The 23,506-nt window shown below is 72.6% G+C and carries 25 protein-coding genes and 1 pseudogene; 19 read left to right on the top strand and 7 right to left on the bottom strand.

Annotated features, from left to right (window positions below; genetic code table 11):
- The first annotated feature begins 16 nt into the window (after nucleotides 1–16).
- Nucleotides 17–346 (top strand): hypothetical protein, encoded by a 330-nt coding sequence (locus tag FVA95_RS14380; RefSeq protein ID WP_149664685.1) that lies wholly within the window; start codon nucleotides 17–19, stop codon nucleotides 344–346.
- Between the two features lie 106 nt (nucleotides 347–452).
- Here the strand turns inward: FVA95_RS14380 and FVA95_RS14375 are convergent, their stop codons facing one another.
- Both FVA95_RS14375 and FVA95_RS14370 read right to left on the bottom strand, forming a co-directional pair.
- The gene (locus tag FVA95_RS14375) at nucleotides 453–1,265 is read right to left on the bottom strand and encodes a YceI family protein (protein ID WP_149664684.1); all 813 of its coding nucleotides are present in this window, start codon (nucleotides 1,263–1,265) and stop codon (nucleotides 453–455) included.
- The gene (locus FVA95_RS14370) at nucleotides 1,258–2,019 is read right to left on the bottom strand and encodes a collagen binding domain-containing protein (RefSeq protein WP_149664683.1); all 762 of its coding nucleotides are present in this window, start codon (nucleotides 2,017–2,019) and stop codon (nucleotides 1,258–1,260) included. The genes FVA95_RS14375 and FVA95_RS14370 overlap by 8 nt, the downstream gene beginning before the upstream one ends.
- A gap of 250 nt (nucleotides 2,020–2,269) precedes the next feature.
- Here FVA95_RS14370 and FVA95_RS14365 point away from each other — a divergent pair, with 250 nt between their 5' ends.
- Together FVA95_RS14365 and FVA95_RS14360 are read left to right on the top strand one after the other, a co-directional pair.
- A complete protein-coding gene (locus FVA95_RS14365; protein ID WP_020627538.1) occupies nucleotides 2,270–3,199 on the top strand; it encodes a diiron oxygenase in 930 nt (309 codons plus the stop codon).
- 13 nt (nucleotides 3,200–3,212) lie between these two features.
- Complete coding sequence (locus tag FVA95_RS14360; protein WP_149664682.1) at nucleotides 3,213–4,712, top strand: FAD-dependent oxidoreductase; 1,500 nt, start codon at nucleotides 3,213–3,215, stop codon at nucleotides 4,710–4,712.
- Nucleotides 4,713–4,847: 135 nt separating this feature from the next.
- Here FVA95_RS14360 and FVA95_RS14355 read toward each other — a convergent pair whose 3' ends face one another.
- Nucleotides 4,848–5,660, bottom strand: coding sequence for a hypothetical protein (locus FVA95_RS14355; protein ID WP_149664681.1), 813 nt, complete (start codon nucleotides 5,658–5,660; stop codon nucleotides 4,848–4,850).
- A 354-nt stretch (nucleotides 5,661–6,014) separates the two neighbouring features.
- Between FVA95_RS14355 and FVA95_RS14350 the strand changes: the two genes are divergently transcribed.
- From FVA95_RS14350 to FVA95_RS33500, 4 genes are all read left to right on the top strand, one after another.
- Complete coding sequence (locus FVA95_RS14350) at nucleotides 6,015–6,863, top strand: serine/threonine-protein kinase (RefSeq protein ID WP_161992305.1); 849 nt, start codon at nucleotides 6,015–6,017, stop codon at nucleotides 6,861–6,863.
- Between the two features lie 9 nt (nucleotides 6,864–6,872).
- Nucleotides 6,873–7,445, top strand: a complete 573-nt coding sequence (locus FVA95_RS14345) for a hemerythrin domain-containing protein (protein WP_149664678.1) — start codon at nucleotides 6,873–6,875, stop codon at nucleotides 7,443–7,445.
- A 2-nt stretch (nucleotides 7,446–7,447) separates the two neighbouring features.
- Nucleotides 7,448–8,269: a family 1 encapsulin nanocompartment shell protein gene (locus FVA95_RS14340; RefSeq protein WP_060711063.1), complete on the top strand. Its 822-nt coding sequence runs from the start codon at nucleotides 7,448–7,450 to the stop codon at nucleotides 8,267–8,269.
- A gap of 154 nt (nucleotides 8,270–8,423) precedes the next feature.
- Nucleotides 8,424–8,546 carry a hypothetical protein gene (locus tag FVA95_RS33500; protein ID WP_255474648.1) on the top strand — a complete coding sequence of 41 codons (123 nt, stop codon included), beginning with the start codon at nucleotides 8,424–8,426 and terminating at the stop codon, nucleotides 8,544–8,546.
- Between the two features lie 356 nt (nucleotides 8,547–8,902).
- Here the strand turns inward: FVA95_RS33500 and FVA95_RS14335 are convergent, their stop codons facing one another.
- From FVA95_RS14335 to FVA95_RS14325, 3 genes are all read right to left on the bottom strand, one after another.
- Nucleotides 8,903–11,053, bottom strand: a complete 2,151-nt coding sequence (locus FVA95_RS14335; protein WP_149664676.1) for a cation-translocating P-type ATPase — start codon at nucleotides 11,051–11,053, stop codon at nucleotides 8,903–8,905.
- Nucleotides 11,046–11,426 carry a metalloregulator ArsR/SmtB family transcription factor gene (locus FVA95_RS14330; protein WP_149664674.1) on the bottom strand — a complete coding sequence of 127 codons (381 nt, stop codon included), beginning with the start codon at nucleotides 11,424–11,426 and terminating at the stop codon, nucleotides 11,046–11,048. Before FVA95_RS14330 ends, FVA95_RS14335 begins: the two co-directional genes overlap by 8 nt.
- Before the next feature lie 389 nt (nucleotides 11,427–11,815).
- On the bottom strand, nucleotides 11,816–12,340 hold the full coding sequence (locus FVA95_RS14325) for a L,D-transpeptidase (RefSeq protein WP_240051483.1): 525 nt from the start codon (nucleotides 12,338–12,340) through the stop codon (nucleotides 11,816–11,818).
- Between the two features lie 663 nt (nucleotides 12,341–13,003).
- Between FVA95_RS14325 and FVA95_RS14320 the strand changes: the two genes are divergently transcribed.
- From FVA95_RS14320 to FVA95_RS14310, 4 genes are all read left to right on the top strand, one after another.
- Nucleotides 13,004–13,780: a M23 family metallopeptidase gene (locus FVA95_RS14320; protein ID WP_149664670.1), complete on the top strand. Its 777-nt coding sequence runs from the start codon at nucleotides 13,004–13,006 to the stop codon at nucleotides 13,778–13,780.
- A gap of 171 nt (nucleotides 13,781–13,951) precedes the next feature.
- Nucleotides 13,952–14,374: a hypothetical protein gene (locus FVA95_RS30845; RefSeq protein ID WP_161992304.1), complete on the top strand. Its 423-nt coding sequence runs from the start codon at nucleotides 13,952–13,954 to the stop codon at nucleotides 14,372–14,374.
- A 130-nt stretch (nucleotides 14,375–14,504) separates the two neighbouring features.
- Nucleotides 14,505–15,209 (top strand): thioredoxin domain-containing protein, encoded by a 705-nt coding sequence (locus tag FVA95_RS14315; protein ID WP_149664669.1) that lies wholly within the window; start codon nucleotides 14,505–14,507, stop codon nucleotides 15,207–15,209.
- A gap of 286 nt (nucleotides 15,210–15,495) precedes the next feature.
- On the top strand, nucleotides 15,496–16,419 hold the full coding sequence (locus tag FVA95_RS14310) for a phosphotransferase enzyme family protein (RefSeq protein WP_149664666.1): 924 nt from the start codon (nucleotides 15,496–15,498) through the stop codon (nucleotides 16,417–16,419).
- On the opposite strand, the gene FVA95_RS14305 is transcribed toward FVA95_RS14310, so the two are convergent.
- Nucleotides 16,413–17,804: an XRE family transcriptional regulator gene (locus tag FVA95_RS14305; RefSeq protein ID WP_149664664.1), complete on the bottom strand. Its 1,392-nt coding sequence runs from the start codon at nucleotides 17,802–17,804 to the stop codon at nucleotides 16,413–16,415. The genes FVA95_RS14310 and FVA95_RS14305 overlap by 7 nt on opposite strands.
- 133 nt (nucleotides 17,805–17,937) lie before the next feature.
- Between FVA95_RS14305 and FVA95_RS14300 the strand changes: the two genes are divergently transcribed.
- From FVA95_RS14300 to FVA95_RS14265, 8 genes and pseudogenes are all read left to right on the top strand, one after another.
- Nucleotides 17,938–18,243: a helix-turn-helix domain-containing protein gene (locus tag FVA95_RS14300; RefSeq protein WP_149664663.1), complete on the top strand. Its 306-nt coding sequence runs from the start codon at nucleotides 17,938–17,940 to the stop codon at nucleotides 18,241–18,243.
- Nucleotides 18,243–18,476: a hypothetical protein gene (locus tag FVA95_RS14295; protein ID WP_149664661.1), complete on the top strand. Its 234-nt coding sequence runs from the start codon at nucleotides 18,243–18,245 to the stop codon at nucleotides 18,474–18,476. Before FVA95_RS14300 ends, FVA95_RS14295 begins: the two co-directional genes overlap by 1 nt.
- A 293-nt stretch (nucleotides 18,477–18,769) precedes the next feature.
- Entirely contained in the window at nucleotides 18,770–19,072 is a 303-nt protein-coding gene (locus tag FVA95_RS14290) for a hypothetical protein (protein WP_149664659.1), read from the top strand.
- Nucleotides 19,069–19,452, top strand: a complete 384-nt coding sequence (locus FVA95_RS14285) for a hypothetical protein (protein ID WP_149664657.1) — start codon at nucleotides 19,069–19,071, stop codon at nucleotides 19,450–19,452. Before FVA95_RS14290 ends, FVA95_RS14285 begins: the two co-directional genes overlap by 4 nt.
- A 137-nt stretch (nucleotides 19,453–19,589) precedes the next feature.
- Nucleotides 19,590–19,832 (top strand): annotated as a pseudogene (locus FVA95_RS32910) (WhiB family transcriptional regulator); the annotation flags it as partial.
- A 188-nt stretch (nucleotides 19,833–20,020) separates the two neighbouring features.
- The gene (locus tag FVA95_RS14275) at nucleotides 20,021–20,557 is read left to right on the top strand and encodes a hypothetical protein (protein ID WP_149664656.1); all 537 of its coding nucleotides are present in this window, start codon (nucleotides 20,021–20,023) and stop codon (nucleotides 20,555–20,557) included.
- A complete protein-coding gene (locus FVA95_RS14270; protein ID WP_149664655.1) occupies nucleotides 20,557–22,488 on the top strand; it encodes a type IV secretory system conjugative DNA transfer family protein in 1,932 nt (643 codons plus the stop codon). Before FVA95_RS14275 ends, FVA95_RS14270 begins: the two co-directional genes overlap by 1 nt.
- Nucleotides 22,485–23,363 carry a hypothetical protein gene (locus FVA95_RS14265; protein ID WP_149664653.1) on the top strand — a complete coding sequence of 293 codons (879 nt, stop codon included), beginning with the start codon at nucleotides 22,485–22,487 and terminating at the stop codon, nucleotides 23,361–23,363. The genes FVA95_RS14270 and FVA95_RS14265 overlap by 4 nt, the downstream gene beginning before the upstream one ends.
- Nucleotides 23,364–23,506: the final 143 nt, after the last annotated feature.

The following is a 23,506-nucleotide window of genomic DNA, read 5'->3' as shown; positions in this document are numbered from 1 at the left end:
CAGAGAGGTTCACACCATGACCGCACGCACCACCGCCCGCGCACTGGCCGCCGTCGCCGGCGCCGGGGCGCTGGCCACCCTGGCCGGCGGGCTCGCACACGCCGACGAGGGCCACCAGGGCCACGGCCACGGCGACGCCCACTACGACGGCTCCGTCTGGCACTACGACGGCGAGGCGACCCCGAGCGATTCGGCCGAGCTCAACCCGTCCGCCGGTGACCGGCCGGGTGGGAACACCCCCGTGTACCTGCTCAGGGACGTCCCGGCGGCGCCGCTGCCGAAGGACCTGCTGACCCCGGTCGACCTGACCGCGCCCGTGTTCGGGGCGCTCGACGGCCTGAGCTGACCGGTCCGCCCCGGACGGTCGCGCACAGGGCCGCCCGGGGTGCAACCGGCTCGCACGGGGCAGGCGGGCCGGGATCGCCCCGTCCGGGATCTCCCGGGCGGGGCGATCACGCGTGCGGGGCCTCCTGCAGGACGGCCTGCACGTCGAGGTCGATCCGCAGCGTCCGCCCGACGGCGAGCACGCCGGCCAGCACCGACTGGTTCCAGTCGATCGCGAACTCGTCGCGGGAGATCTCGGTGGTGGCGGTGAACGCCGCCCGGGTTCCGCCCCACAGATCGGGGCCGGTGCCGCCGTAGGTCATGTGCAGGTCGACCGGCGCCTTGACACCCTTGAGCGAGAGCATCCCGTGCACCGTCCAGCGGGTGGCGTCGACCCGGGTCAGGCCGTCGCCCTCGTAGCCGATGGCCGGGTGGGTCTCGACGTCGAGGAAGTCCGCGGTCCGCAGGTGGGAGTCGCGGTCGGGGTCGTCGGAGTCCACCGAGCCCGCGTCGATCGACACACTGACCGAGCTGGCCTCGAACGGGTCGGCCACCCACAGGTCGCCGGAGAACCGGCGCAGCCTGCCGTGGATGCGGCTCATGCCCAGGTGCAGCGCGGTGGCCCGGATGCTGGAGTGCTGCGGGTCGATCCGCCACAGCCCCGGGGTGGGCAGCACCGCGCCGCCGGCCCTGGCGAGCTCGACGCGGCCCAGGTCGACGCCGTCGCCGGCGAGGGAGACCGCCCGCGCGGAGGGCTCGTACCCCGCCGCGGCGACGACGACCGTGTGCGGCCCCGGCGCCAGCTCCGCCACCGCGAACCCGCCGTCGGCCCGGCTGGCCGCCCGGCCCCGCTGCACGCCGGTGGCGTCCATGACGGTGACCGTCGCGCCGGTCACCGGCCAGCCGTCGGGGGTGCTCAGCCGTCCGTAGAGCTCAGCCATGTCCCTGCTCCGTCCGCGTCGGGGCGCCGATCCGGTCGTCGTCGGTCGGGTCCGGGGCGCCGAAGCGCACCTCGACCGGCGTGGTCGCCCCCCGCGCCACCTGCACCGCGACGACGACCGGCGCCCAGCCGCTCGCGGTCAGCTCGTGCCGTCCGGGCGGGAGCCCGTGCAGCTCGTAGCTGCCGTCCCGGCCGGTGGTGGTCTCGGCGACGGTGCGGCCGTCGCTGTCGCCGATCACGATCCGAGCCCCGGGCACCGGGCGGCCGTCGCCGCTGCGGGCGACGCCGGCGATCCCGGCCAGGGCGGGGAACCGCAGCTCCACCGGCGGCGCGGCCGGGTCGGCGTCGACGGTGCGGGCCAGCGGCCCGTGCCCGGGTGCGGTCGCGGTGAGGGTGTGCGGGCCGGTGCCGGGGGTCTCGACCAGGAACCGGCCGGCCGGGTCGGTCGGCGTGTGCGCGACGACCTCGCCCGCGGTGTCGATCAGTGTGACGGCGGCGGCACCGACCGGGTGGCCCGTCGCGTCGGTCAGGGTGCCCCGCACCGTGCCCCCGCCGGCGACGGTCACGTCGTGGCGGGCGGGGGACGCACCGACGGCGACCAGCCCGGCGTCGGGCCCGGCAGCGTCGGTGCGGGTCACCACCAGGTACGTCCCGCCGGTGCCCAGGGGCACGGCGTAGGTGCCGTCGTCGCCGCTGACGGTCCGTCCGTGCTGGCGGCCGTCGAGGTCGGTGACGGTGACGGTCGCGCCCGGCACGGGGGTGCCGGACCGCCCCCCGCACGGTGCCGACGACCGCAGGTCCGTCCCGTTCCGGTGTCACGTCGCGACCTCCCAGTTAGTTGCGCATCGCAACGATAACCCTCCCGGGTGGGCGGTGTGTCACCCGCACCGGTGTCGTCGGCCGGTGATCGGGTCGACGTGCGCTTCGGGGGCTTGCGTCACATGTAACCGGTGGTAACGTTACCGGTGGTTACAGCATTGACGTCGTTGTCTGCGAGGAGTCGACATGACCGCCACCGTTCCGGAGCACGGGCTCGAGGCCGGGAACGACCGGCACGCAGAGGATCGGCACGACACCGCCGAGCGCCTCCTGCGGTCCTCCGAGGAGCTCTCGTTCGACCCGGCCACCCAGGTCGACTGGGACACGCCGCTGGACCGCGACTACCACGGCATGAGCCCGGAGTGGAGCAGCCTCTACGGCACCGCCTACTGGGCCGAGCTCACCGAGGAGCAGCGCAAGGAGCTGACCCGCCAGGAGTCGGCGTCGGTCGCCTCGACCGGCATCTGGTTCGAGATGATCCTGCAGCAGCTGATCCTGCGGGACTTCTACGCCAAGGACCCGACCGACCCGGCGTTCCAGTGGGCACTGACCGAGATCGCCGACGAGTGCCGCCACTCGATCATGTTCGCCCGCGGTTCGGCCAAGCTCGGCGCCCCGGCCTACATCCCGAAGAAGCGCGTCGTCGCGATGGGCCGGCTCTGCGCTGCCGTCTACTCCGGTGAGGCCGCCTACGCCTCCATCCTCGTCGCGGAAGAGGTCCTCGACGTGATGCAGCGGGACTGGATGCGCGACGAGCGCGTCGTCCCGTTCGTCCGGACGATCAACAACATCCACGTGGTCGAGGAGTCGCGGCACATGAAGTTCGCCCGCGAGGAGACGCGTGACCGTCTCCGCGGGGCGGGCCCGCTGCGCCGCCAGGTCCAGGCCCTGTTCGTGGCCCTGGCCGCCTACGAGATCGTCACCGCCATGTGGAACGAGGACCTGTACGAGAACGCGGGCCTCGACCGGAAGCGCGCGCTGCGCGAGGCGCGGAACAACGAGCACCACAAGGCACTGCTGCGGTCCTCCTGCGCCGGGCTCATGGAGTTCCTGTCCTCCTGCGGCCTGCTCACCAAGCCGGCGCTGGCCCTCTACCGTCGCGCCAACCTGATCTGATCCGGAGCCGGCCGTGCCCTTCGCGATCACCCAGACCTGCTGCACCGACGCGTCGTGCGTCGCCGCCTGCCCGGTCAACTGCATCCACCCCACGCCGGACGAGGCCGACTTCGCCACGACCGACATGCTCTACATCGACCCGCGGGCGTGCATCGACTGCGGGGCCTGCGCCGACGTCTGCCCGGTGGACGCGATCTTCCCGGTGGAGCGGCTGAGCGCATCGCTCGCCGGGTACGCCGAGGTCAACGCGGACTACTTCGAGGGCAAGCCGGTCGCCGGCAAGCTGGAGGGCGACTCCCCGCTGTTCCACGAGTGGTACCCGCTGCAGTTCACGCGGTCGCTGCCCGCGGACATGGCTCCGCTCGACGTCGCCGTCGTCGGGACCGGGCCCGCCGGGATGTACGCCGCACAGGACCTGCTGCTGCACACCTCGTCGACGGTCACGCTCTACGACCGGCTCGACGTCGCGGGCGGGCTGGTGCGGTTCGGGGTCGCGCCCGACCACCCGTCGACGAAGGGGATCGGGGAGTCCTTCGCCCGGTTCCACTCCCACCCGCGGGTGCGGATGCGGCTGGGCACCGAGGTCGGCCGGGACGTCTCGGCCGAGGAGCTGGCCGCCCGGCACGACGCCGTGGTCTGGGCCGTCGGTGCGCCCGCGCCGCGCGACCTGGGCCTGCCGGGGGAGGGGTTGCCCGGCAGCATCGCCGCCGACACCGTCGTGGGCTGGTACAACGGCCACCCCGACGTGCCGCGTGACGCCGTCGACACCTCGGTGGAGCGCGTCGTCGTGGTCGGCACCGGCAACGTCGCGATCGACGTCGCCCGGGTCCTCACCGCGTCGGCCGCCGACCTGGAGGGCACGCCGATCGACCCGGACGCGCTCGCCGCGCTGCGCACCGGTGCGATCACCGAGGTCGTGCTGCTCGCCCGCCGTGGCCCCGAGGCCGTCGCCGCGACCGCACCGGAGCTGCGCGAGCTGCTCGGCCGCAGCGGCGTCGAGGTCGTGGTCGACGAGCACGACCCGCGCATCGCCGAGTCCCTCGACGGCCCCGCCGCGTCCCCGTCGCACGCGCTGCTGCGCGGCGCCCGCCGGGAGAAGATCGACTGGTCGGTGCCGGCCGAGCGCCCACGGGTGGTGTTCCGGTTCCACTCGGCGCCCGAGCGGATCGACGGCACCGTCCGGGCCCAGGGGGTGCCCACCGCGGACGGGACCGACATCCCGGCAGGTCTGGTCGTGCGCGCCGTGGGGCACCGCGGCCGCCCGGTCGCCGGCCTGCCGTTCGACGACGACCGCGGCGTCGTCCCGCACGAGGCGGGCCGCGTCGAGGGCCGTCCCGGCCACTACGTCGTCGGCTGGATCAAGCGGGGCCCGTCCGGGGGGATCGGCACCAACCGCACCTGCGCGGCCGAGACGATCGGGTCCCTGCTCGACGACGCCGTCGCCAACCTGCTCCCGTCGCGCCGCCCGACCTCGCGCCTGGGCGCCATCACCCGGCGGCTCCGCCAGAGCTGACAGCCCACCCTCTGTGCCGATCGGTACCTCAGCGCTGTCCCGCCGTCCGATGACGACGCTCAGGTACTGATCGACGTCCGGGCGGCCGGGCCGGTCGGGCACGGGCAGCCGGGCGGCACGGGCAGCTGTCCCGGGTCAGCGGCTCAGGTCCAGCAGGGACAGCGCGCCACGCAGCACGTCGTCGATCCGCGCGACCGGGACGCTGCGGCGCCACCCGTCGAGTGTGCCGCGCACCAGGATCCTTCCGGGTGCGAGGTCCAGTCCGTGCAGCCGCAGCGCCCCGGGCAGCCCGGCCAGCTCGGCCCGGCCCGAGCGGATCGCCGCCAGTGGGCTGCGGTCGACCATCGCCCGCACCGAGCGACGGGTGTCCGCCGAGCGGGGTGGACCCATCCACCGCCCGGCGACGGTCAGACCGGTGACCTTCCAGGACAGGGTGTGCCCGTCCACCGACACCGCGAGGTCGGCGGCCCCGAGCCCGGGACGGCGACGCAGCCGGGCCCGGGCGACGCCGTCGTCGTCGACACCCACCTCGACCTGCGGGAGGTGCTCCCGTAGCCGCCCGGCGACCCAGGCCGGGTCGAGCTCGGCCTCGACCTCCACCGGGCCGGTCACCAGCTCCGGCGCGAGGCCGGGACGCAGTCGCACGTCCGCGGCGGTCACGGTGAGTCCGCGCAGCGTGAGACCGGGCCGGACGACGTCGCGCGCGGCGAGGGTGACCGTGGCGAACCGCCCGGTCGTCAGCGCCCGGGCACCCAGCCCCGACGACGCGACGGCCGTCGGCACCAGCCGCACCTGGGCCCCGCGGGAGCGCAGCGTGGTCGGGCGTCCGACGTAGCGCAGCCGCGCGGCCTCCAGCAGCGCGCGCAGGAGCAACGCCGATCCTGGCGCGGTCCCCGCGTCGAGCAGGGCCGTCGCCGCGGAGGGGCCGGCCGGCGTCTCGACTGCCATGACGCTGCTGGCTCCCTCGAACGGTGGACGCGGTCGGTTCGAGCGTCGCAGGCCGGGCGCTCCTCCGCGCGGCCGCGTCGGGGATGTGCGACGACCCGCACGCCGTCGTCGGCCGGTGGCACGACGGCGGTCGGTCGGCACCGGCGCACGGCACGGCCCGCCGTCGACGGTCGCCCGGTCGCGTGCCGCGGTCGACACCGCCCGGGGGCGGGCACCTCGTCGTCGGCCGGTGTCCCACAAGGCATCCGGTCCGGGAACAGCCTCATCGGGGCGTTTAGGGCCACCCGGGAGAGTGATGGACGGGCTCCGGCCTGGACACGGGCCCGGGTGGTGGCGGCACCGTCTGTCATGGCAGTGACGCGCTCTGCGGTCCCGGAGACCGACGTGATCGCCGGCCGCTACATCCTCGCGACCCATGTCGGCATCGGGTCGACCGCGACGGTCTACCGGGCGTGGGATCCGCACGAGGACCGGGCGGTCGCGGTCAAGCTGTTCCTCGACCGCTGCGAGGACGGCAACCTGGACCGGCTGTGCCGCGAGCTGCGGACCATGGCGCACCTGGACCACCGGAGCCTGGTGCCGCTGCTGGGAGGGGGCGTCGACCGCGGTCGCCCGTTCTTGGTGTCCGAGCTCGTCGTCGGCGGGACGCTCGCGGCTCGGCTGGCCCATGGTCCGCTGCCGGTCGAGCAGGTCGCAGGGATCGGTGCCGACATCGCGTCCGGCCTCGCGCACCTGCACGCCCGTGGGGTGGTGCACCGCGACGTCAAGCCCGCCAACATCCTGCTCTGCGCCGAGACCGGCCGGGCACGTCTCACCGACTTCGGCGTCGCCCGTGTGCTGAGCTGCTCGGCGCTGACCCGGACCGACGCCGTCCTGGGCACCGCGGCCTACCTCGCACCCGAGCAGGTCGCCGGTGAGACGGTCGGCCCCGCCGCGGACGTGTACGCCCTGGGCCTGGTCCTGCTCGAAGCGCTCAGCGGGGAGCGGGAGTACCCGGGGACCACGGTGGAGTCCGCCGTCGCCCGGCTGCACCGGCCTCCGCGCGTCCCCGGGGAACTGCCGCCCCGGCTGCGCCGGGCCTTGTCCGCCGCGACCTGCCGGCACCCGGACGAGCGGTCGGCCGCCGACGACCTCGCCCTGCTCCTCCGGCACCACCGGCGACCGATGGATCTCCGGCGAGCCGGCGGCCGCGGACCGTCGTAGCCTGCGCGGGTGCCGGACATCACCACCTTGATCCTCGACGACCACGCCTGGTTCCGCCGACAGTTCGCAGCCCTGGACGAGCTCCAGGCGCGCGACGCCGACCCCCGTGAGCTCGCCCGCCTCTGGGAGCCGCTCGCTGCTCGCCTCGACGTGCACGCCCTGGCCGAGGAGAAGATCTTCTACCCGCAGCTGCTCGCCCACGGGGAGGACCCGGAGGACGAGACGCTCGACGCCATCGGGGACCACAACGAGATCCGTGACGGTGTGGCGCAGGCCGAGCGCAGCCCCGTCGGCAGCGGCCAGTGGTGGGAGGGGGTCTGGGCGGCCCGCCGTGCGAACGACGAGCACATGGGGGAGGAGGAGAACGAGGGCCTCGCCGACTTCCGCCTGAACGCCACCACCGGCCTGCGCGACGCCCTCGGACAGCAGTTCGCGGAGTTCCTCGACGCCCACCCCACCACCGCGGGCCTCGACAACTCCGACAAGGACCCCGAGGACTACGTCGAGTCGATCCAGGCCGAGATCGACCCGTCCGACCCGACCCGCGACGGGCTCGGCATCGGCAGCCTGAAGGGAAAGTAGACATGGCCGTGCACGACCACCTCATGCGGGAGAAGGCGCCGATCCCCACGACGGCCTGGAAGGCCGTCGACGACGAGGCCCGCGAGCGCCTGACGCCGCTGCTGGCCGGACGTCGGCTGGCGGACTGGACCGGGACCGCGGGCTGGCAGACGTCGTCGGTCGACCTCGGCCGTTCGCAGCGGCTCGACGGGCCGCCGCCCGGTGTGGCCGGTGACGGCGTCACCGCCCGCCTGCGCCGGGTGCAGCCGTTCGCCGAGTTCCGGGTCCCGTTCACGGTCTCCCGCGACGAGATCGACGATCTGCAGCGCGGAGCGAAGGACCCGGAGTTCGACGACCTCGCCCGCGCCGCCCGCGCGGCTGCCGCGATCGAGAACCGCGCGATCTTCCACGGCTGGCCCGAGGCCGGCTTCGAGGGCATCGCGGGCGTCTCGCCGTACGACACGGTGGCGCTGGGCGACGACCCCGAGACCTACCCGGGGGCCGTCGCCCGTGCGGTGGACCAGTTGCGCCGCAACGGCATCGAGGGCCCCTACGCGATGGCTATCGCGCCCGAGGGCTACACCCGCATCGTGGAGACCGCCGAGCACGGCGGCTACCCGTTGTTCGAGCACCTGAGCCGGATCCTCGGCGGGCAGATCCTGCGCGCACACGGTCTCGACGGTGCCGTCGTCGTCAGTCAGCGCGGCGGGGACTTCCTGCTCGACGTCGGCCAGGACCTGGCGATCGGCTACTCCGACCACGACGCGCGCGAGGTGCACCTCTACCTGGAGGAGAGCTTCACCTTCCGCGCCGTCGAGCCGGACGCGAGCGTGCGCCTGCGCTGACCCACCGCTCGTGCGCGAGACCGTGCCCCGTCGTCGTCCGGCGGGGCACGGTCGTGTGTCGGGGGACGGGCCCATGCCTCCCTGGCTCCGTGGATCCACGCTCCGTCGCCGCGCACAACCCGGACGGATTCCTTCCCCGACAGGTGCATGGGCGGTGGCTCCGGTCGCTCGCACGATGGGTGTGTCCCTGCGGTCGGTCCGGCAGCGCACCGAGGAACCCGACGAGCACACCCGGGACGAGGTCGCCGCACTTCTCCGCGAGCAGCAGGGCCGGTGAGTGGTCCCCGCCGAGTGACGTGCCCACCCACGTCTGGGGGCGATGTTCGCCGACGACGAGCGCACCCGTGTCAGGAGCAACCGACTCGGTGTGTAGGTGAGTGCCCCCGGCAGGATTCGAACCTGCGACCTAGAGATTAGAAGGTCCTTCTCCTCATAGGGTTTGGTATTCCACCAGGGGCTTCTCTGGCAGGAAGCTCGAACCCACTGGCTCCACGGGCGTCAGTTCGTTCTAGTTCGCGCCACGAATGGCTCCACGAGCGAGGCGAGAAGGGCCCGATCGACGCTGTGGTGACCGGGTCGTAGCTCATCGGTCAGTCCTCCCTCCGCTGTCCGAAGCCGACCATCGGGACTGTGTCAGCGTCGACCCGTCTCCCTCGGCACAGATGCCGGATCACAGCAGGCGCAGGCGTCGTCGGCCGCATTCTCCTCCGAGAGGAGGAGCCGAGCGCGGAGAGCCTGCCCGGTGGCCGCCGGCTCCGCCTTGTCCGCCCGAGGTGCCGGTGCGCAGCACAGGTCCTCCACCTCGGGAGCGTCTGCGCCGCGTATGTGGACTTCGGACGCCTGCGAGGCCGTCGTCAGGCCCGGTAGGGCTCGCGTGCGAGCGGCGCGCACGGCGTTGAGGATGACCAGCACCTCGGCGGCCTCGTGGATGACGACGACGGTCGCCAGACCGAGCACTCCGAAGGCGGCGAGCGGGATGAGCGCGCCGATGATGAGCAGCGACAATCCGACGTTCTGCTGCATGATCACCCGGGCGCGACGGGCGTGGGCGAGGTTCTGTGGCAGGTGGCGCAGGTCCTCGCCCATGAGGGCGACGTCGGCGGTCTCGATGGCGACGTCGGTGCCCATCGCGCCCATGGCGATGCCGACGTTGGCGGTGGCGAGAGCGGGGGCGTCGTTGACGCCGTCGCCGACCATGGCGACGGGGCGGCCGCGGGCGATCTCGGTCAGCAGTGCGGCCTTGTCCTCGGGGCGCAGCTCGGCGTGGACGGTGTCGATCCCGGCCTGCCGGGCGAGGGTGTGGGCGGTGCGCCGGTTGTCGCCGGTGAGCATGGCGACCTCGATGCCGAGGTCGCGGATCCGGCGCACGGCGTCCGGGGCCTCGTCGCGGAGTTCGTCGCGGACCGCGACCGCACCCAGCAGTGTCCCGTCACGTTCGAGCAGGACCACGGTGGCGCCCTCGTCCTGCAGGCGCGTCACGTCGTCGGTGAGGGCGCCGGCCTGGATCCAACCCGGTTTGCCGAGCCTCACGGCTGAGCCGTCGCGGTTGCCGGTGAGACCGTGTCCGGCGACGGCGGTGACGTCCTCGGCGGGGACGACGGTGACGGCCCGTGCGGGGTCGGCGGCGGCGTCGAGGACGGCGCGGGCGAGCGGGTGCTCGCTGCGGGACTCCAGTGCCGCGGCGACCTCCAGGACCTCCTGCGGGTCGTGCCCGGTGGCGGCCAGAACGGCCACGACCTGGGGCCTGTTGCGGGTGAGGGTGCCGGTCTTGTCGAGCGCGATCGCCCGGACGCGACCGAGTTCCTCCAGCGCCGCGCCGCCCTTGACCAGGGCGCCGTGGCGACTCGACGCCCCGATCGCGGCGACGACGGTCAGCGGAACCGAGATCGCGAGCGCGCACGGGGACGCGGCGACGAGCACGACCAGCGCTCGTTCGATCCAGACCCCGGGGTCACCCAGCAGCGATCCGGCCGCGGCGATGAGCGCGGCGAGCACCATGATGGCCGGGACCAGGGGGCGGGCGACGCGGTCGGCGAGGTGCTGTCCGGCTCCCTTGCGTTCCTGAGCCTGTTCGACGATGTGCACGATGCGGGCTAACGAGCTGTCCGAGGCCGGTGCGGTGACCTCGACCTCGATCGCTCCGCCGCCGTTGATCGTGCCCGCGTACAGGGTGTCGCCGGGGCCGGCCTCGACCGGGACGGACTCCCCGGTGATGGCGGAGGTGTCCAGACTGGTCCGTCCGACGCGGATGACGCCGTCGGTCGCGGCGCGCTCGCCCGGACGCAGCACGAGGAGATCCTCGACGACGAGATCGTCGGGGGAGACGGTGAGCTCACGGCCGTCGCGGATGACGGTGGCCGTCGGAGGCACCAGACCGAGCAGCGCCCGCAACCCGCGCCGCGTCTTCGTGACGGCGTAGTGCTCCAGGCCCTCGGCGATGGAGAACAGGATCCCGAGCAGTGCGGCCTCGACGACCTGCCCGAGAGCGACCGCACCGATCGCGGCGATGGTCATCAGGGTGCCGACGCCGATGCGGCCGTGGCGCAGGTTGCGCAGCGCTCCGGGGACGAAGGTCCACGCTGCGATGACGGCCGCGGCCAGTTCGATCCCGCCGACCAGCACCGGCCCGACGTCGAGAGCATCGGTCGTCCAGGCGGTCGCGAGCAGGAGCGCTGCGACGGCGGCGAGTTGCAGCTCCCGGACCTGCCAGATGCGCGCGGGTCCCTCGCCGGCTCCCGATGGCGCGTTCGTCGTGGCCTCGGGGCCGCAGCAGGCGTCAGACACGGTCGGCTCCCTCGGTTGCGACGTCCTGGTCGAGGTCCAGCAGCGCCCCCAGCACCGACGCCCCCCGTCCGGACAGCCGGTACATGACCATCCGACCGTCCTTGCGGGAGGTCACGACCCCCGCACCGCGCAGCTGACGCAGATGGTGGGACACCAGCCCCTGCGAGGCGCCGACGATCCATGCGGTGTCGCAGACACACAGCTCTTCCCCGGCCAGCAGGGCCGCCGCTATCCGCAACCGTGTCGGGTCACCCAGTCCGCGCCCGATGCCGGCCGCCGGTTCGAGGCTCGCCAGTCCCGGCAGCTTCGCGCGGATCAGCTCGGCGTGGGGCAGGTCCAGGCACAGCAGCCCGCACTGGTCGTCGATCGCCATTCGAACATAATAACACTCATTAGTATATTGGGACTCAGGCCGGAGCGGTCGACCTGGCCGTTGGCGCTCGCCGCACCAGGACGTTCATCTCGGCGTCGTCCTAGCAGTCCTGCATGCTCCGCGACTCACGATCACGGCCTCTTCAACCACGAGGGACCCGAAGACGACCCGTCGGCGTCAGCTGAACGGATCGATCGATGCGGAGCGTCGTTCTTCGTCTCTCCCCCTGAGGTCGACCATGTTGCCGCGGACCGGACCGATCGACGTGGCCCGAGGTGTCGCGAGGTGGTCTGTCGTCCGCCCGGCCTCTGTCGGTCCTCGGCCGGTTCTGCCCACGTCGACGCTGATCGGATGCCGATCTCCGATCCGGCACTCGATCATCGCCGGCGTCAGCCCGGTGACGGTGCTCCGCCCCTGGCCTCTCGTTCGGCGGAGGCGTTGACGACCTGCACCTTGTCGCCTTCGACGAGGTCGTTGAAGAAGGTCTCAGCGTCGGGCAGGTCGAGTTTGACGCAGCCGGCGGAGGCGCGTTCGCGGTCTCCGCCGTGGAAGGCGACTCCACCGTCGGCAAAGAAGACCGACCAGGGCATGGGGGCGGGGTTGCCGTCGGGGCCGGTGAACTCGCCGCTCTTGTGGTCCTTGTTCTTGCGGTAGACGCGGAACGAGTGGCCCAACGGGGTCTCCTGTCCGGCGCCGCCCGAGGCGATCGGGACGGGGCCGCGCGTGACCTTGCCGTCGCGGATGAGCCATGCGCGCTGCGACTCGAGGTCGACGCATGCCCGCGTCGAGATCGCGCACGGCGTGCCTGGCGCGATCGGCTCGGCGTGGGCCTGGACGGCGACATCGCTCTGTTCAATCTCGGCGAGAGCGGTCCCGGCCAGCCCAATGCTGCCTGCCGCGACGAGCGTGGCCACGAGGATCCTGCCTCGTCGAACGCGTCGAGGGCTTTGATTGCGCAACAGTTCTCCCTGGTCGTGTGGTGACGGGCTCGCACCCGGTGTAACGACCGGAATGCCCGTCCTGTCACCTACGACGTCCGGGCGACAGACAGGTTGTCACGATGTGCGATGTCGGATCGCGGTGAGTGACCGACTCTGTCGAGCTGTGGGTAGCCCTGGCAGCCTCCGAGGGGCCAGCCGGTGGTCGCTAGCCTGCGAACCATGGGACGGAGGGATGACGTGGGGCGTATCGCGACCTCATCCATGATTGCGGTCGTCATGCTCTGCGTTCTCGGCCTCGGCCTTCTCGCCGGTGGCCTCGACGCCATCGATGCCCCGGCGCCGGTCGCTGGAGGGCATGCGTCGCACAGCTGCCACGGTGCTCCTCTCCAGGACGTGGAGCACCCCACAGCTTCCCCCGCGCGTGGTGCCGTGGGTCCGCTCGACGTGCCTGAGGACCCGACGTACACCGTCGTCGCCGCTACGGCTCCCGTCGCGGCCGATTCTCCGATCGCCCGCCCTACGGATCGGTCACCTCCCACTGCCGGTGCTGCTTCCATCACTGAGTTGCAGGTTTTCCGGATCTAGTCCCGCTGCGTTTTCGCATGTCCGCAGCCTCTGACAGATCCGGATCCTCACATGCCGTCGCACCCGTCTGCCCGATCCACCGTCCCCGTTCGGCCGCCCTCCGGAGCAGGTATCTGGGCCGCAGCCGCATTCGACGCTCTCGTCGCCGGCGCTCAGGCCACCTACGACCAGCTCGACTCGCGCGACGATGCCGAGGGCCACCTCACGGCAGCGTTCACGCCGACGGAACTGGGCGCATCATCGACCGCGTTCGCCTCGACCAGCAGTGGACTGCGGCCGAACCGTTCTTTCGATCCGCCGGCGAGAGCCGACTCCGACCAACTCGCTGCATTGATCAAGGGCGCCAGTATCGGTGAGACGGAGCGACAACGTGCCGGAATGGACACCCGGCTGCGAAGCGCGGGTGCACCGACGATCGTACTCAAAGATGGAGAGGCCACGGTCCAGCCCGTCGCCGGCCGGATCACTTCTACACCCGGGCCGCGATGGGGGACGACCCACTACGGTCTGGACATCGCGAACCGGATCGGCACCCCCATCTTCGCCGTAGCCGATGGAACCGTCGAAAGATCTGGGCCGGCTCGTGGATTCGGGCTCTGGGTGGTGATCCGTCACACCGACGGCTCCCGCTCGGTGTACGGCCACATCAACCGCGCCTTCGTCGCCGCGGGCGAGCGAGTCTCGGCGGGAGAGCGCATAGCGGAGGTCGGAAACCGCGGTCAGTCCACCGGTCCGCACCTCCACCTGGAGATTCGCGAAGGCTCCGTGTCCGGCGCGAAAGTCGATCCGGTCGCTTGGCTGCGCGATCGCGGGCTGACGTTGAGGTGAGCGGTCCCGGTCGCCGCCGACTTTCCGTGCAGCCACGACGAGCTGAAGCGTCCGACGATCGAACAGAGTCGGGTACTTGTGTCCGGAGAGGGACCGATCACAAGGACGAGGCCGACGGTCGCTAGGTTGCGGTCACGACGACGAGGCCGATGAGTCGATCGGGAGGTGGACGTGCGCTCTGCGGTGTCGCTTGCGAAGAGCAGCCTGGCCGTGCTCCTCCTGCTCGGCTTCGTACTGAGTTCCCTGACGGCGTGCCTGTCGCCCGGCGTCGACGGCACGGCGGCAACCGTCGTCGCAGCGGAGTCCACGGCAGCCCCTGCGAAGGCCGAACTGCCGGCCTCGTCGCCGGCCGGACCTGATCCGTGCACCCCTGAGAGGCCCTGCCAGCACGTACCCGAGCAGGCCCGAGGCGTCGAACACGCGCTCGGCCGGACCGGGGCAACCTTCTGTGACGCCGTACAGACGGTCTCGCATCGCGACCTCGGTCCGCATCATCCCCTGGAACGGGTCGCCCCGACGGCCTCGACATCGAGCCCGGTGCCGCCCGTAGCCGTGCGCGCTCCTGTCGCGGCCCTCTGCGTCGACCGGAACTGAGCCACCCGCTGCGTCGACGCCGCACGGGCTGCCCGATCCGGGCAACAGGTGCCGCGTCCGCCGTCGCCACCACCGGTCTCACGCTTCCGATCGTCCGCGGCTCTCAGCCGCCTGCCCGAAGGGCATTCCCATGTCACGCTCCCAGCGCACGTCCCAGTCGTCGACCACTTCGCCACGGCGACGACTGTCGAACACGACCCTGTCGCTGGTCCTCGTCGGCGCCTTCCTGCTCGTCGTCGCCACGATGTACGCCGTCACCCGCGCAGGGTCGGAGTCCCCGGCCAACGGCTCGGAGGCTGCGGCGATCGCGGCGCGCCCCGACAGCCTCAGACTGTCCGTCGCACCCGGTTCCACTGTCGATTTCGTCGAGTTCCTCGACTTCGAATGCGAAGCCTGTGGAGCGGTCTATCCCGCGATCGAACAGCTCCGCCAGCAGTACGGCGAGCGCGTCAACTTCGTCATCCGTCACTTCCCCGGCCCAGGCCACGTCAACGCCGAACGCGCTGCCCGAGCCGTCGAGGCCGCCGCCCAGCAAGGGCAGCTGGAGGGTATGTACGAGCTGATGTTCGAGACCCAGGCCGAGTGGGGCGAGCAGTCGGTTCCGATGGACGACCGCTTCCGCGGCTACGCCGAGCAGCTCGGCCTCGACATGACCCGTTACGACGCGGTCTACGACGACCCCGCCACCCTGGACCGCGTCCGTGCCGACCGCGACGACGGCCTGACCCTCGGCGTGCGCGGGACTCCGACCTTCTTCGTCAACGGGGAGCAGCTCGACCCGCAGTCCTACGACGACCTGACCGGCGCCCTCGACAGAGCACTGTCGGGGAGCTGATTCAGACGCCTTCGTGGTGCAGGTCCTTGCGACTCGTAGTAGCGCAGCGTCGTAGCCGGTATGCGACCCGCTCGGCGAACTCGGAGATGCGGTAGCTGGCCACGACTGGGACGGTAAATCCTCATCCCAGGTCCAGGGTCAAGGCCAGGTGGAGTGGTTCCGGTCTCACGGTGGCGCCATCGCCCGCCGCCCGGAATTACTTCGACCGGTCCCGCCCGGCTAGCCGGTCGTCGAGGCGTACCGTCGGCGCTGAATCGGTACGGACTCCGGAGGGCGACCGCTCGTCATGGTTCACGCAGATGTCGGGGCCGGTGCCGGCGCAGCTCCGTCGTTCACCGAGGACCACCTGCGACCGGTCGTCGGCCGGGCGGCTGACAGGGTCGGCGTGGCTCATCCCGCGGTCGAGCTGATCCGGATCGGCTCGAACGCCGTGTTCCGACTCGGGCGCGACGTCGTCGCGCGTGTCGCGCCCTCGTCCCGTCTGCTCGGAAATGCGCGACGGCAGATCGCTGTGGCCCGCTGGTTGGCCGAGGTCGACTACCCGGCGACACGGGCTCTCGCTGTTGACCAGCCGGTGGAGATCGACGGGGTTGTGGTGACCTTCTGGGAGTCGATCTCTCGCGGCGAGGTCTACGCGCCGCTCGCCGACGTCGGGCGCCTGATCAGGCGGCTGCATGAGCTTTCTCGACCCGAGGGACTCGACCTGCCGGCTCTCGCGCCCTTCGGACACATTGGTGACCCCCTGCCGCCGTTCGAGGGGCTGGACGAGATCGACGCCGCGTATTTGCGATCGCGAATCGAGTGGTCCCGGGAGGCATTCTCCGACATGCCGTTCGCGCTGCCGGCGGGGCACATCCACGGAGACGCGAATGTGGGCAACGTGATCTGCGATGATCTCGGTGCGCCTGTTCTGATCGACCTGGACAGTTTCGCTACCGGCGCCCGTGAGTGGGACCTCATTCAGACCGCACTGTTCTACGATCGTCTCGGGTGGCACGACGGAAGCGAGTACCGTGATTTCGTCGACTCCTACGGATACGATCTCATGCAATGGACTGGTTACGCGACGCTCGCTGATATGCGCGAGATCGCGATGACGTCCTGGATCGCTAAGAAGGCAGCGACGTCGACCGGAGCAGCAGCCGAGGCGACGAAGCGCGTCGCCGCGATTCGGACGGGCGGGAGTCGACGGGACTGGGGAGCCTACTGACTGTTCGTGGTCCACAGGGTGCTCGTTCGGGCTCTCTCCACGAAGTCGAGTACGGCTGCGCTGCGCGCGTGCCTGGTGAGGCGCTGCCGGAACTCCCCGACATAGCCGCGGCACCGCGCCGAGTCCAAGCCTTCGCCGACGGCGAGAGCCTTGGCCGCCACGCGGCACCCCTCCTCGACGTCTCCGGCGTCGAGATGGGCGTCGGCGAGCACCATCGCCACGAAGAAGTCGCTACGCAGGTAGTCGCCCGATGCCGAGGCCAAGGCCGCCGTTGCCTGCACAACGGCTTCCTGCGACCTGCCGAGGTCGCGCTGGCAGTGCCCCAGCTCGGCTGAGAGCTCAGCCGCGTCGAAGTAGCCGATCCAGTCCGGTCCATCTCCGGGGACGTGACTCCCGAAGTTCTCCACCGCGGCGTTCATCGCCCGGTCGCAGGCATCGGCCTCGCCGAGCCGCGCCAGGGCTCGGGCCTCCATGATGTGGAAGTGCGACCGCAGGATCGGGACGCCCACCGACTCGGTTCCGAGACGTGCGGCCCGGGCCAGGTTCGCCGCCTCGCGGTGACGGCCGACGAAGCTCGCCTGGTGGCTCATCGCGTCGAGCAGGCTCGCGGCGAGGAGCCGGTCACCGCCTGCGTCGGCGAACCCGAGAGCCTGGATGAAGTAGCGCTGCGCAAGCCCATGGCTTCCGGCGTCGTACGACATCCACGCGGCGAGCTGGGTCGCCTCGCCCGCTGCGACGAACAGGGCCCGCCGGACGTCCGGCTCGGCGTGGGCCCGGAGTAGACGCGGCAGCTCCCCGCGTAGGTACTGGACCAGAGCGGTCCGCGCGTGCGCGCCGCCGAACGTGCTGTCGAGCCGGTCGAAGGTCCCGCGCATGGTGCGCAGTCGGTCGACGTCGGCCATGCCGACCTTGCGTGGCCCGGCGCCGTCGCTGAGCTGCTTCTGCGCGCCGACGAGCCAGGCCACGGACGCCTCGTTCCACGCCGCCACGCTGGTAGGGGCTTCTGCGACGGCCACCGCCCCGGTCAGGTCGGCCTCCAGCAGCTCGGCGACGTTGCCGACGCCGTCGTCGGGCCGGTCGGGATAGGCGAGACCCAGATCGGGCGATGTCGTGACCACAGTGCGGAACCCGAGTTCGTCGGCATCGACCCGGCGACCCAGACGGGAGCAGAGTGCTTCCCGAATTCCCTCCTTCGTCGCGTCATCGCGCGGTGTGACTCCGGAAAGCCACCGGCTGACGTAGGTGTGGTTGTAGGACCGGCCGGCCGCGCGTGCGGCTCCGGATTCCGAGACGGCACGGGCGAAGCGCTTCCTGCCGATCTCGCCGGCCCTGTCGAGAAAGCCCGCCTCGATCATCAATGCGGCGAGTCGCTCGTTCGCAGCCACCATTCACCACCCCGTCCCGCTGTGCCTGCTGTACCAGTGTGCCCCCTTGTGTGCCCTCCCGGATGTCTTTCCGGAGATCCACGCTCATGTCCATGAAGTCCTCTGGATCCATCACCTCCCACTGGAGCAGCTCATGAGCATCGTGGAACGCGGTCCCGCGCGACCGTCCTTCTACACCGCAGCCGAGACGGCGGAGATCCTCCGCCTCGACGAATCGACGCTGTACCGGCACCTCCGGAGCGGTTCGTTCCCCGGGGTGAAGATCGGCGGCCGGTACGTGGTGCCGAGCGCGGTGATCGACCGGCTGGTCGACGACGTGCTGGTCACGGGCCGGTGTGTCGATCTCGGCGCCTGGACCGAGGAGTGGCGCCGGCAGCAGGCCGCAGCAGCCACGGCCCTTCCGAGCCCTATCGCCCGCCTCGCGGGCGGAGGCGCGTGATGGGGAGCGTCGGTGTGCTCATCCTCGGTGCGGTGCTCGGGGCGTTCATCTGCGCGAAGGCCCGGGTCGCGATCGGTGCGGTCGCGTTCTCGCTGATCGCGCTGGTGCTGTTCATCGCCACACCGGTCGGCTCGGGGCTGCCGGAGGCGATCAGCACGTTCGTCTCGGCGTTCGACCAAGCCGCCACCCCCGCTCTGAACGGCGAGGGTGCGTCGAGCGAGAGCGGGCAGTGAACCCGGCCGCCGGCCCCGGGGCGGGGGACATCGCCCTCGCGGCCGGGCGGGCCGAGAGCCCGGGTGGACCCGCCTGCGGCGGGGCGGAGGGCCGTCCGGCCCGAGTTTGGCCCGGCCTCACTCAGATTCAAGGGCGCTCCGCTGGCGCTACGCGTCGCTGCGCGACCGGCCTGCGGCCGGCCCTTGAGTCCGAGCCTCGGAGGCCGTGCGCGCCTGACGGCGCGGTGGCGGACGGGACGCCGCCACCGGGAGGCCGAACCGGCCGACCCTCCTCAATCTCCTCGGAGGCCAGCATGACCGCGATCTTCCTACCCGGTCCGCCCGTCATCGAGCTGGGCGACGACCCCGTCGACCTGGTCGACCTCGGCGACCTGGTGTGCCCGGGCTGCGCTGGCCCGGTCGTGGACGCCCCACCCTCGGGGTGGCCCGCTCGCGCTGGTCGGTGCCCGGAGTTCTCCCACGCCGACGGCTCGGTGCTGTGCCCCGACGGTTTCGGGCGGGTGCCGGACCCGGTTGAGGTGGCCGGGCTGCGCTACAGCCTCACCGACACCGGGGCCGAGCTGCTGGTGGACGAGGGCCGCAGGTGGTCGGCGTGAACGCCCGCCCGTCGCCGGAGTGGGTGGTGCCGGAGCGGGTGGCCGGGCCGGAGGACCTGGACCCGCGGCTGCTGCGCCCGACTGGGCACACCGACCGGCTGCAGGTCGTGGTCGAGCACTACATCCCCGGTGCGGGGCGGTGCCCGGGATGTGGGTGGCCGGTGCTGCGCCGTCAGGAGTGCCCGTCGCGGCAGGTCGCGGTGTGCCTGCTGGACAACCGGCCCCTGCCGGTGCGGCTCGCGCACCTGTTCGACGTCGTCCCCGGCGCCCGCACCGGTCGCGACAGCGCGGCGGATCGGGACGAGCAGCGCCGGGCCGAGGACGCGTTGCCGGGGTTGTTCGCGGCCCCGGCCCGGGCCCCGGAACGGGGGCAGCCATGAACCAGCAGCAGACGCACGAGTTGGGACGGCCCGGCGACGGGTTCTTGGCGGAAGCGCACCGCCGGGCCGCTCTCACCAACCAACAGGAGGTAGGAGAGATGTTCACCGTAGACCCGGGCCCCGTGCGGGGCGATGGGCTGGACTGGCGGGCCCGCGCGGCCTGCCGCGACACCGAGCCCGACCTGTTCTTCCCCACCGCCGAGCACGGCCCCGCCCTGGAGGCGGCGGAGCAGCGGGCGCTCGCGGTGTGCCGGGTGTGCCCGGTCCTGGCCGCGTGCCGGTCCTGGGCGATCGTCGAGCAGCTGCACGGCATCGCCGGTGGGTTGACCGAGGACGAGCGCCGCCGCGCTCGCCGGACGACGCCCCGCCGGGCTGGTCGCGCCGAGCGCCCGGCCGTCGTGCCCGTGCCGTCGCCGCGTACCGACCGGGCCCCGGTCATCGCCGCGGGCCACGCGGCGCTCACCGCAGGCACCGACCGAGGGGACATCGCCCGCTCGCTGGGCGTGACCCGGCGGACCGTGGACCGCTGGGCCGCCGCCCTGACTGTCGCCGCCGGGGGTGGCCGGTGATGAGCACGTCCGACATGACCCCCACCAGGGCCGCGTCCGGTCGGATCCGGGAACTGGTGCGTCGGATCGCGGTCGAGGTGTTCGACACGACCGAGGTCGAGGTCCCGATCCCCGGGTTCACGGTCTTCACCAACCGCCGCCTCGACGACCCCCTGGCCGGGCTCCGAGCCGCGCTGCTGATGCGCGGCGTCGCCGAGGCCCAGCTCTACGACTACGCCCGCACCGCCTGCGCCGTCGGCCGGTCCTGGGGCGAGATCGGCGCGATCCTGTGCCTGCCGACCGGTAATGCCCCGGTGGGGGAAGTGGCGTTCGACTGGCTGGTCTGCGGCCGCGCCCCGGACCCCGACCGGGAGGGGGCGCGGTCGTTCCGGACGCCGTCGGCGTACTGGCACTGCACCACATGCGCCGCCCAGGTAACCGATGACGGTCCGTTCGAGTCCCACCCAGGCGACAACGAGACCGGCCACACCGACACCTCCACCCGCCACCAGGCCGAGGTCACGGCGTGGGCGCAGCGGACGGGACGGACGGACTGATGAGCATCCTGTTCAGCACCACCGCCCTGGTCCTCGCCGCGTTCGCCGGGGGAGCCCTGCTCACCTGGTCGCGCGGGGCCCGGGGCCTGGCCGCCGGCCTCGCCGCAGTCGCGCTGCTCCCGGCCGCCACGATCGTCACCGCCCTCTCCTGGCCCGCCCTCGTCGCGGTCGCCGGGCTGGCCGCGGTCATCGTCTGGCACCGCTGGACCCGCTCCTCCGCGACCGTGTCCCGGTGGGCCTCGCGCTCGCGCCGCAAGGTCGGCGTCGCCTCTTCGCTGGACATCGTCCGCCACGCCGGGACCCTCGCGGTCCGGCGCCGCACCCGCACCGTCCGCCCGTCCCTGGCCGGACTGCCGAGGATCCAGCGGGCCCGCCTCGCGACCACCGAGGCCGCGGTCGAGCTGTGCCGCATCGGCGTGCTGCGGGTGTGGGCGCTGGTCGAGGACGTCGTGATCGTCGTCGGCGGCCCCCGCACCGGCAAGACCGGGTGGCTCGCCGGACGCGTCCTCGACGCCCCCGGCGCTGCCCTGGTCACCTCCACCCGCACCGACCTGCTCGACCTGTGCGCACCGCTGCGCCGCCAGACCCGCGGGGAGGTGTTCGTGTTCAACCCCGCCGGGCTCGGCTCCCGGGCGAGCACGATCACGTTCGATCCGCTGACCGGTTGCTCGGATCCGGTGACGGCGACGGAGCGGGCGACGGACATGCTCGCCGCGGTCGCGTCTGGGTCGGGTGGGGATCGGGAGTTCTGGGATGGTCAGGCCCGCCGCGTCCTCGCCGCCCTCCTGCACGCTGCCGCGCTCGGGCACAAGCGGATGGCCGACGTGCTCGGCTGGGTCGCCGACCCCGACGCCGCCGGCCGCGAGGTGCCTGCGCTGTTGCGGCGGTCGGGGGTGACGGCGTTCGAGCAGGACGCGATGCAGTTCATCACCACCAACGAGCGCACCCGGTCCTCGATCACCTCAAGTGTCATGCCCGCCCTGGGCTGGCTGACCCACCCCGCCGCCGCAGCGGCGGCGGAGCCGGGCGCCGGGTTCGACGTTGCCCGGCTCCTGGAGGAGCGGGCGACGGTGTTCCTGCTCGGCGCCGAGGAAGCCCAGACCGCGCCCCTGGTGTGTGCGCTGACGGGGCACATCGCCCGCGAGGCCCGCCGCCTTGCGGCCGGGCAGCCGAAGGGGCGGCTGGACCCGCCGCTCGGGCTGTTCCTCGACGAGGCCGCGCTCATCTCGCCCGTCCCGCTGGAGAGCTGGACCGCCGACATGGGCGGCCGGGGTGTGACGATCCTCTGTGCGTTCCAGTCCCGGGCCCAGCTCCTGGCCCGGTGGGGCGAGCACAAGGCCGCGACGATCCTGAACAACACCGCCGCGGTCATGATCTTCGGTGGGACGCGGGACAAGGCCGATCTGGAGTATTGGTCGACCCTGGCCGGGGAGCGCGACGAGCGCGTCTCGACCACCGACGAGCACGGTCGAGTCGCGTCCCGATCGGTGCGCAAGGTGCCGGTGCTCGCGCCGGCGCAGATTGCGAACCTGCCTGCGGGGCGGGTGGTGGTGATCCGGCGGGGGATCGCGCCGGTGATCGGTCGGGCCCGGATGGCGTGGCGTCGCCCCGACGTGCGGCGTCGGGCCCGGCTGATGCGGCGGGTCGCGGCGGAGTCCCGTCGCCACCAGCGCAACGAGGCGGTCCGGGTGTGGGCCGACGCCCAGCTCGAACGCGCCTTGGTCGTGCTCGCGGCCCGCTGGCCTGCCCGGTTCGGGGAGGCGGCGGAGCGGGTGCGGTCGTCGAACGCGATGTTCGCCGAGCTGCGCGCGATCCGCCGCGGCACCGACGCGGACCAGGCCGCCGAGGCGACGGCACTGATCGAACCGCCCGGTGGCGGGCCGGTGGATCGGCCCGACGGTGCTGCGGGTGATGGGCGGTGGCAGCGGTGAGCGGCTACGAGCTGCTGACCCCGGCCCAGGCCGTCGACCGGCTCGCGGCCGAGCTGCCCGGTGGGCGGGCGGACGCCGAGCAGGTCGTCGCTTCCTACCTGCGCGACGCGACCGGTGCCCACGGTCGCCCGGCGTCGGGGTGGCGGTTGGACGAGTTCGACCTCGATGACGCCCGCGCCCGCTTCGGCTGGGTCGACTTCACCGGCGGGGAGACCGTGGCCGCCGCCCGCGTCCGGGCCGACGCGGCTGCGGCCGCCGCGCTGCGCCAGGCGCGCGAGACCTCGGCGGTCACCGAGGGGAAGCGGCTGTTCGGGCTGCACTCCGATGCGGAGATGTGGGGCTACCGCGCCCACACCGTCGGGCTGGACGAGCTGACCAACACCACCGCCAGCGACCCCCAGCCGCGGTTGGTGACCGTCGCGCGGGAGGGCCGGGAGCGGTCGCACCGCGAGGCGTCCGCGGCGCACGACGCCCGGGTCCTGGCCGCCGAGGCCGCGGCGACCGAGGTTGCCCTGACCGAGCACCAGGTGCACGACGGCAGGGACCAGCACGACGACCACGAGGAGGAGGACCGAGTGAACACCCCGGACAACCACACCGATGAGCGCGCCGCCGCGGACACCGACGAGCGCAGCGACCGGGACCGGGTGCCCGACGAGGGCCCGGGGCCGTCCGCGGGTGGGCTGTGGTTCACCCCGGACGACGCCGTCGAGGGCGGGGTCCGGCCGCTGACCGAGGCCGAGATGGTCCGGGTGTGCGAGCTGGTCCGCCAGACCCAGGCCGAGGCCGTCGAGGACGCCGAGGCGGTCGACGAGCCGGGCGCCGGGCGCGCGTCGTCGTCGGTCGACGTGGATGGGGCCGGGTGGGAGCGGTGATGAACATGCCCTCGTCCCCGGAGACTCCCGGCGGTACGCCGACCGAGGTGGTCGTGGCGGGTCTGGTGTCAACGGCGGGTTGGGAGTAACCCCGTAACGACGGATTGGGACTGACCCCCTTGTCGGGTGTTCAGTCGTTGCTG

The organism is Pseudonocardia sp. EV170527-09 (assembly GCF_008369905.1).
Taxonomy (GTDB): domain Bacteria; phylum Actinomycetota; class Actinomycetes; order Mycobacteriales; family Pseudonocardiaceae; genus Pseudonocardia.
Note: the sequence above shows the minus strand (reverse complement) of the source record. Positions and strands in the feature narration are given on the sequence as shown.

Excerpts from the sequence above, each read along its gene's own strand:
- FVA95_RS14380 (WP_149664685.1), top strand. The coding sequence starts at position 17 with ATGACCGCACGCACCACCGCCCGCGCACTGGCCGCCGTCGCCGGCGCC.
- FVA95_RS14375 (WP_149664684.1), bottom strand. The coding sequence starts at position 1,265 with ATGGCTGAGCTCTACGGACGGCTGAGCACCCCCGACGGCTGGCCGGTG.
- FVA95_RS14365 (WP_020627538.1), top strand. The coding sequence starts at position 2,270 with ATGACCGCCACCGTTCCGGAGCACGGGCTCGAGGCCGGGAACGACCGG.
- FVA95_RS14355 (WP_149664681.1), bottom strand. The coding sequence starts at position 5,660 with ATGGCAGTCGAGACGCCGGCCGGCCCCTCCGCGGCGACGGCCCTGCTC.
- FVA95_RS14340 (WP_060711063.1), top strand. The coding sequence starts at position 7,448 with ATGGCCGTGCACGACCACCTCATGCGGGAGAAGGCGCCGATCCCCACG.
- FVA95_RS14330 (WP_149664674.1), bottom strand. The coding sequence starts at position 11,426 with ATGGCGATCGACGACCAGTGCGGGCTGCTGTGCCTGGACCTGCCCCAC.
- FVA95_RS14320 (WP_149664670.1), top strand. The coding sequence starts at position 13,004 with ATGCCGTCGCACCCGTCTGCCCGATCCACCGTCCCCGTTCGGCCGCCC.
- FVA95_RS14315 (WP_149664669.1), top strand. The coding sequence starts at position 14,505 with ATGTCACGCTCCCAGCGCACGTCCCAGTCGTCGACCACTTCGCCACGG.
- FVA95_RS14310 (WP_149664666.1), top strand. The coding sequence starts at position 15,496 with ATGGTTCACGCAGATGTCGGGGCCGGTGCCGGCGCAGCTCCGTCGTTC.
- FVA95_RS14300 (WP_149664663.1), top strand. The coding sequence starts at position 17,938 with ATGAGCATCGTGGAACGCGGTCCCGCGCGACCGTCCTTCTACACCGCA.
- FVA95_RS14295 (WP_149664661.1), top strand. The coding sequence starts at position 18,243 with ATGGGGAGCGTCGGTGTGCTCATCCTCGGTGCGGTGCTCGGGGCGTTC.
- FVA95_RS14290 (WP_149664659.1), top strand. The coding sequence starts at position 18,770 with ATGACCGCGATCTTCCTACCCGGTCCGCCCGTCATCGAGCTGGGCGAC.
- FVA95_RS14275 (WP_149664656.1), top strand. The coding sequence starts at position 20,021 with ATGAGCACGTCCGACATGACCCCCACCAGGGCCGCGTCCGGTCGGATC.
- FVA95_RS14270 (WP_149664655.1), top strand. The coding sequence starts at position 20,557 with ATGAGCATCCTGTTCAGCACCACCGCCCTGGTCCTCGCCGCGTTCGCC.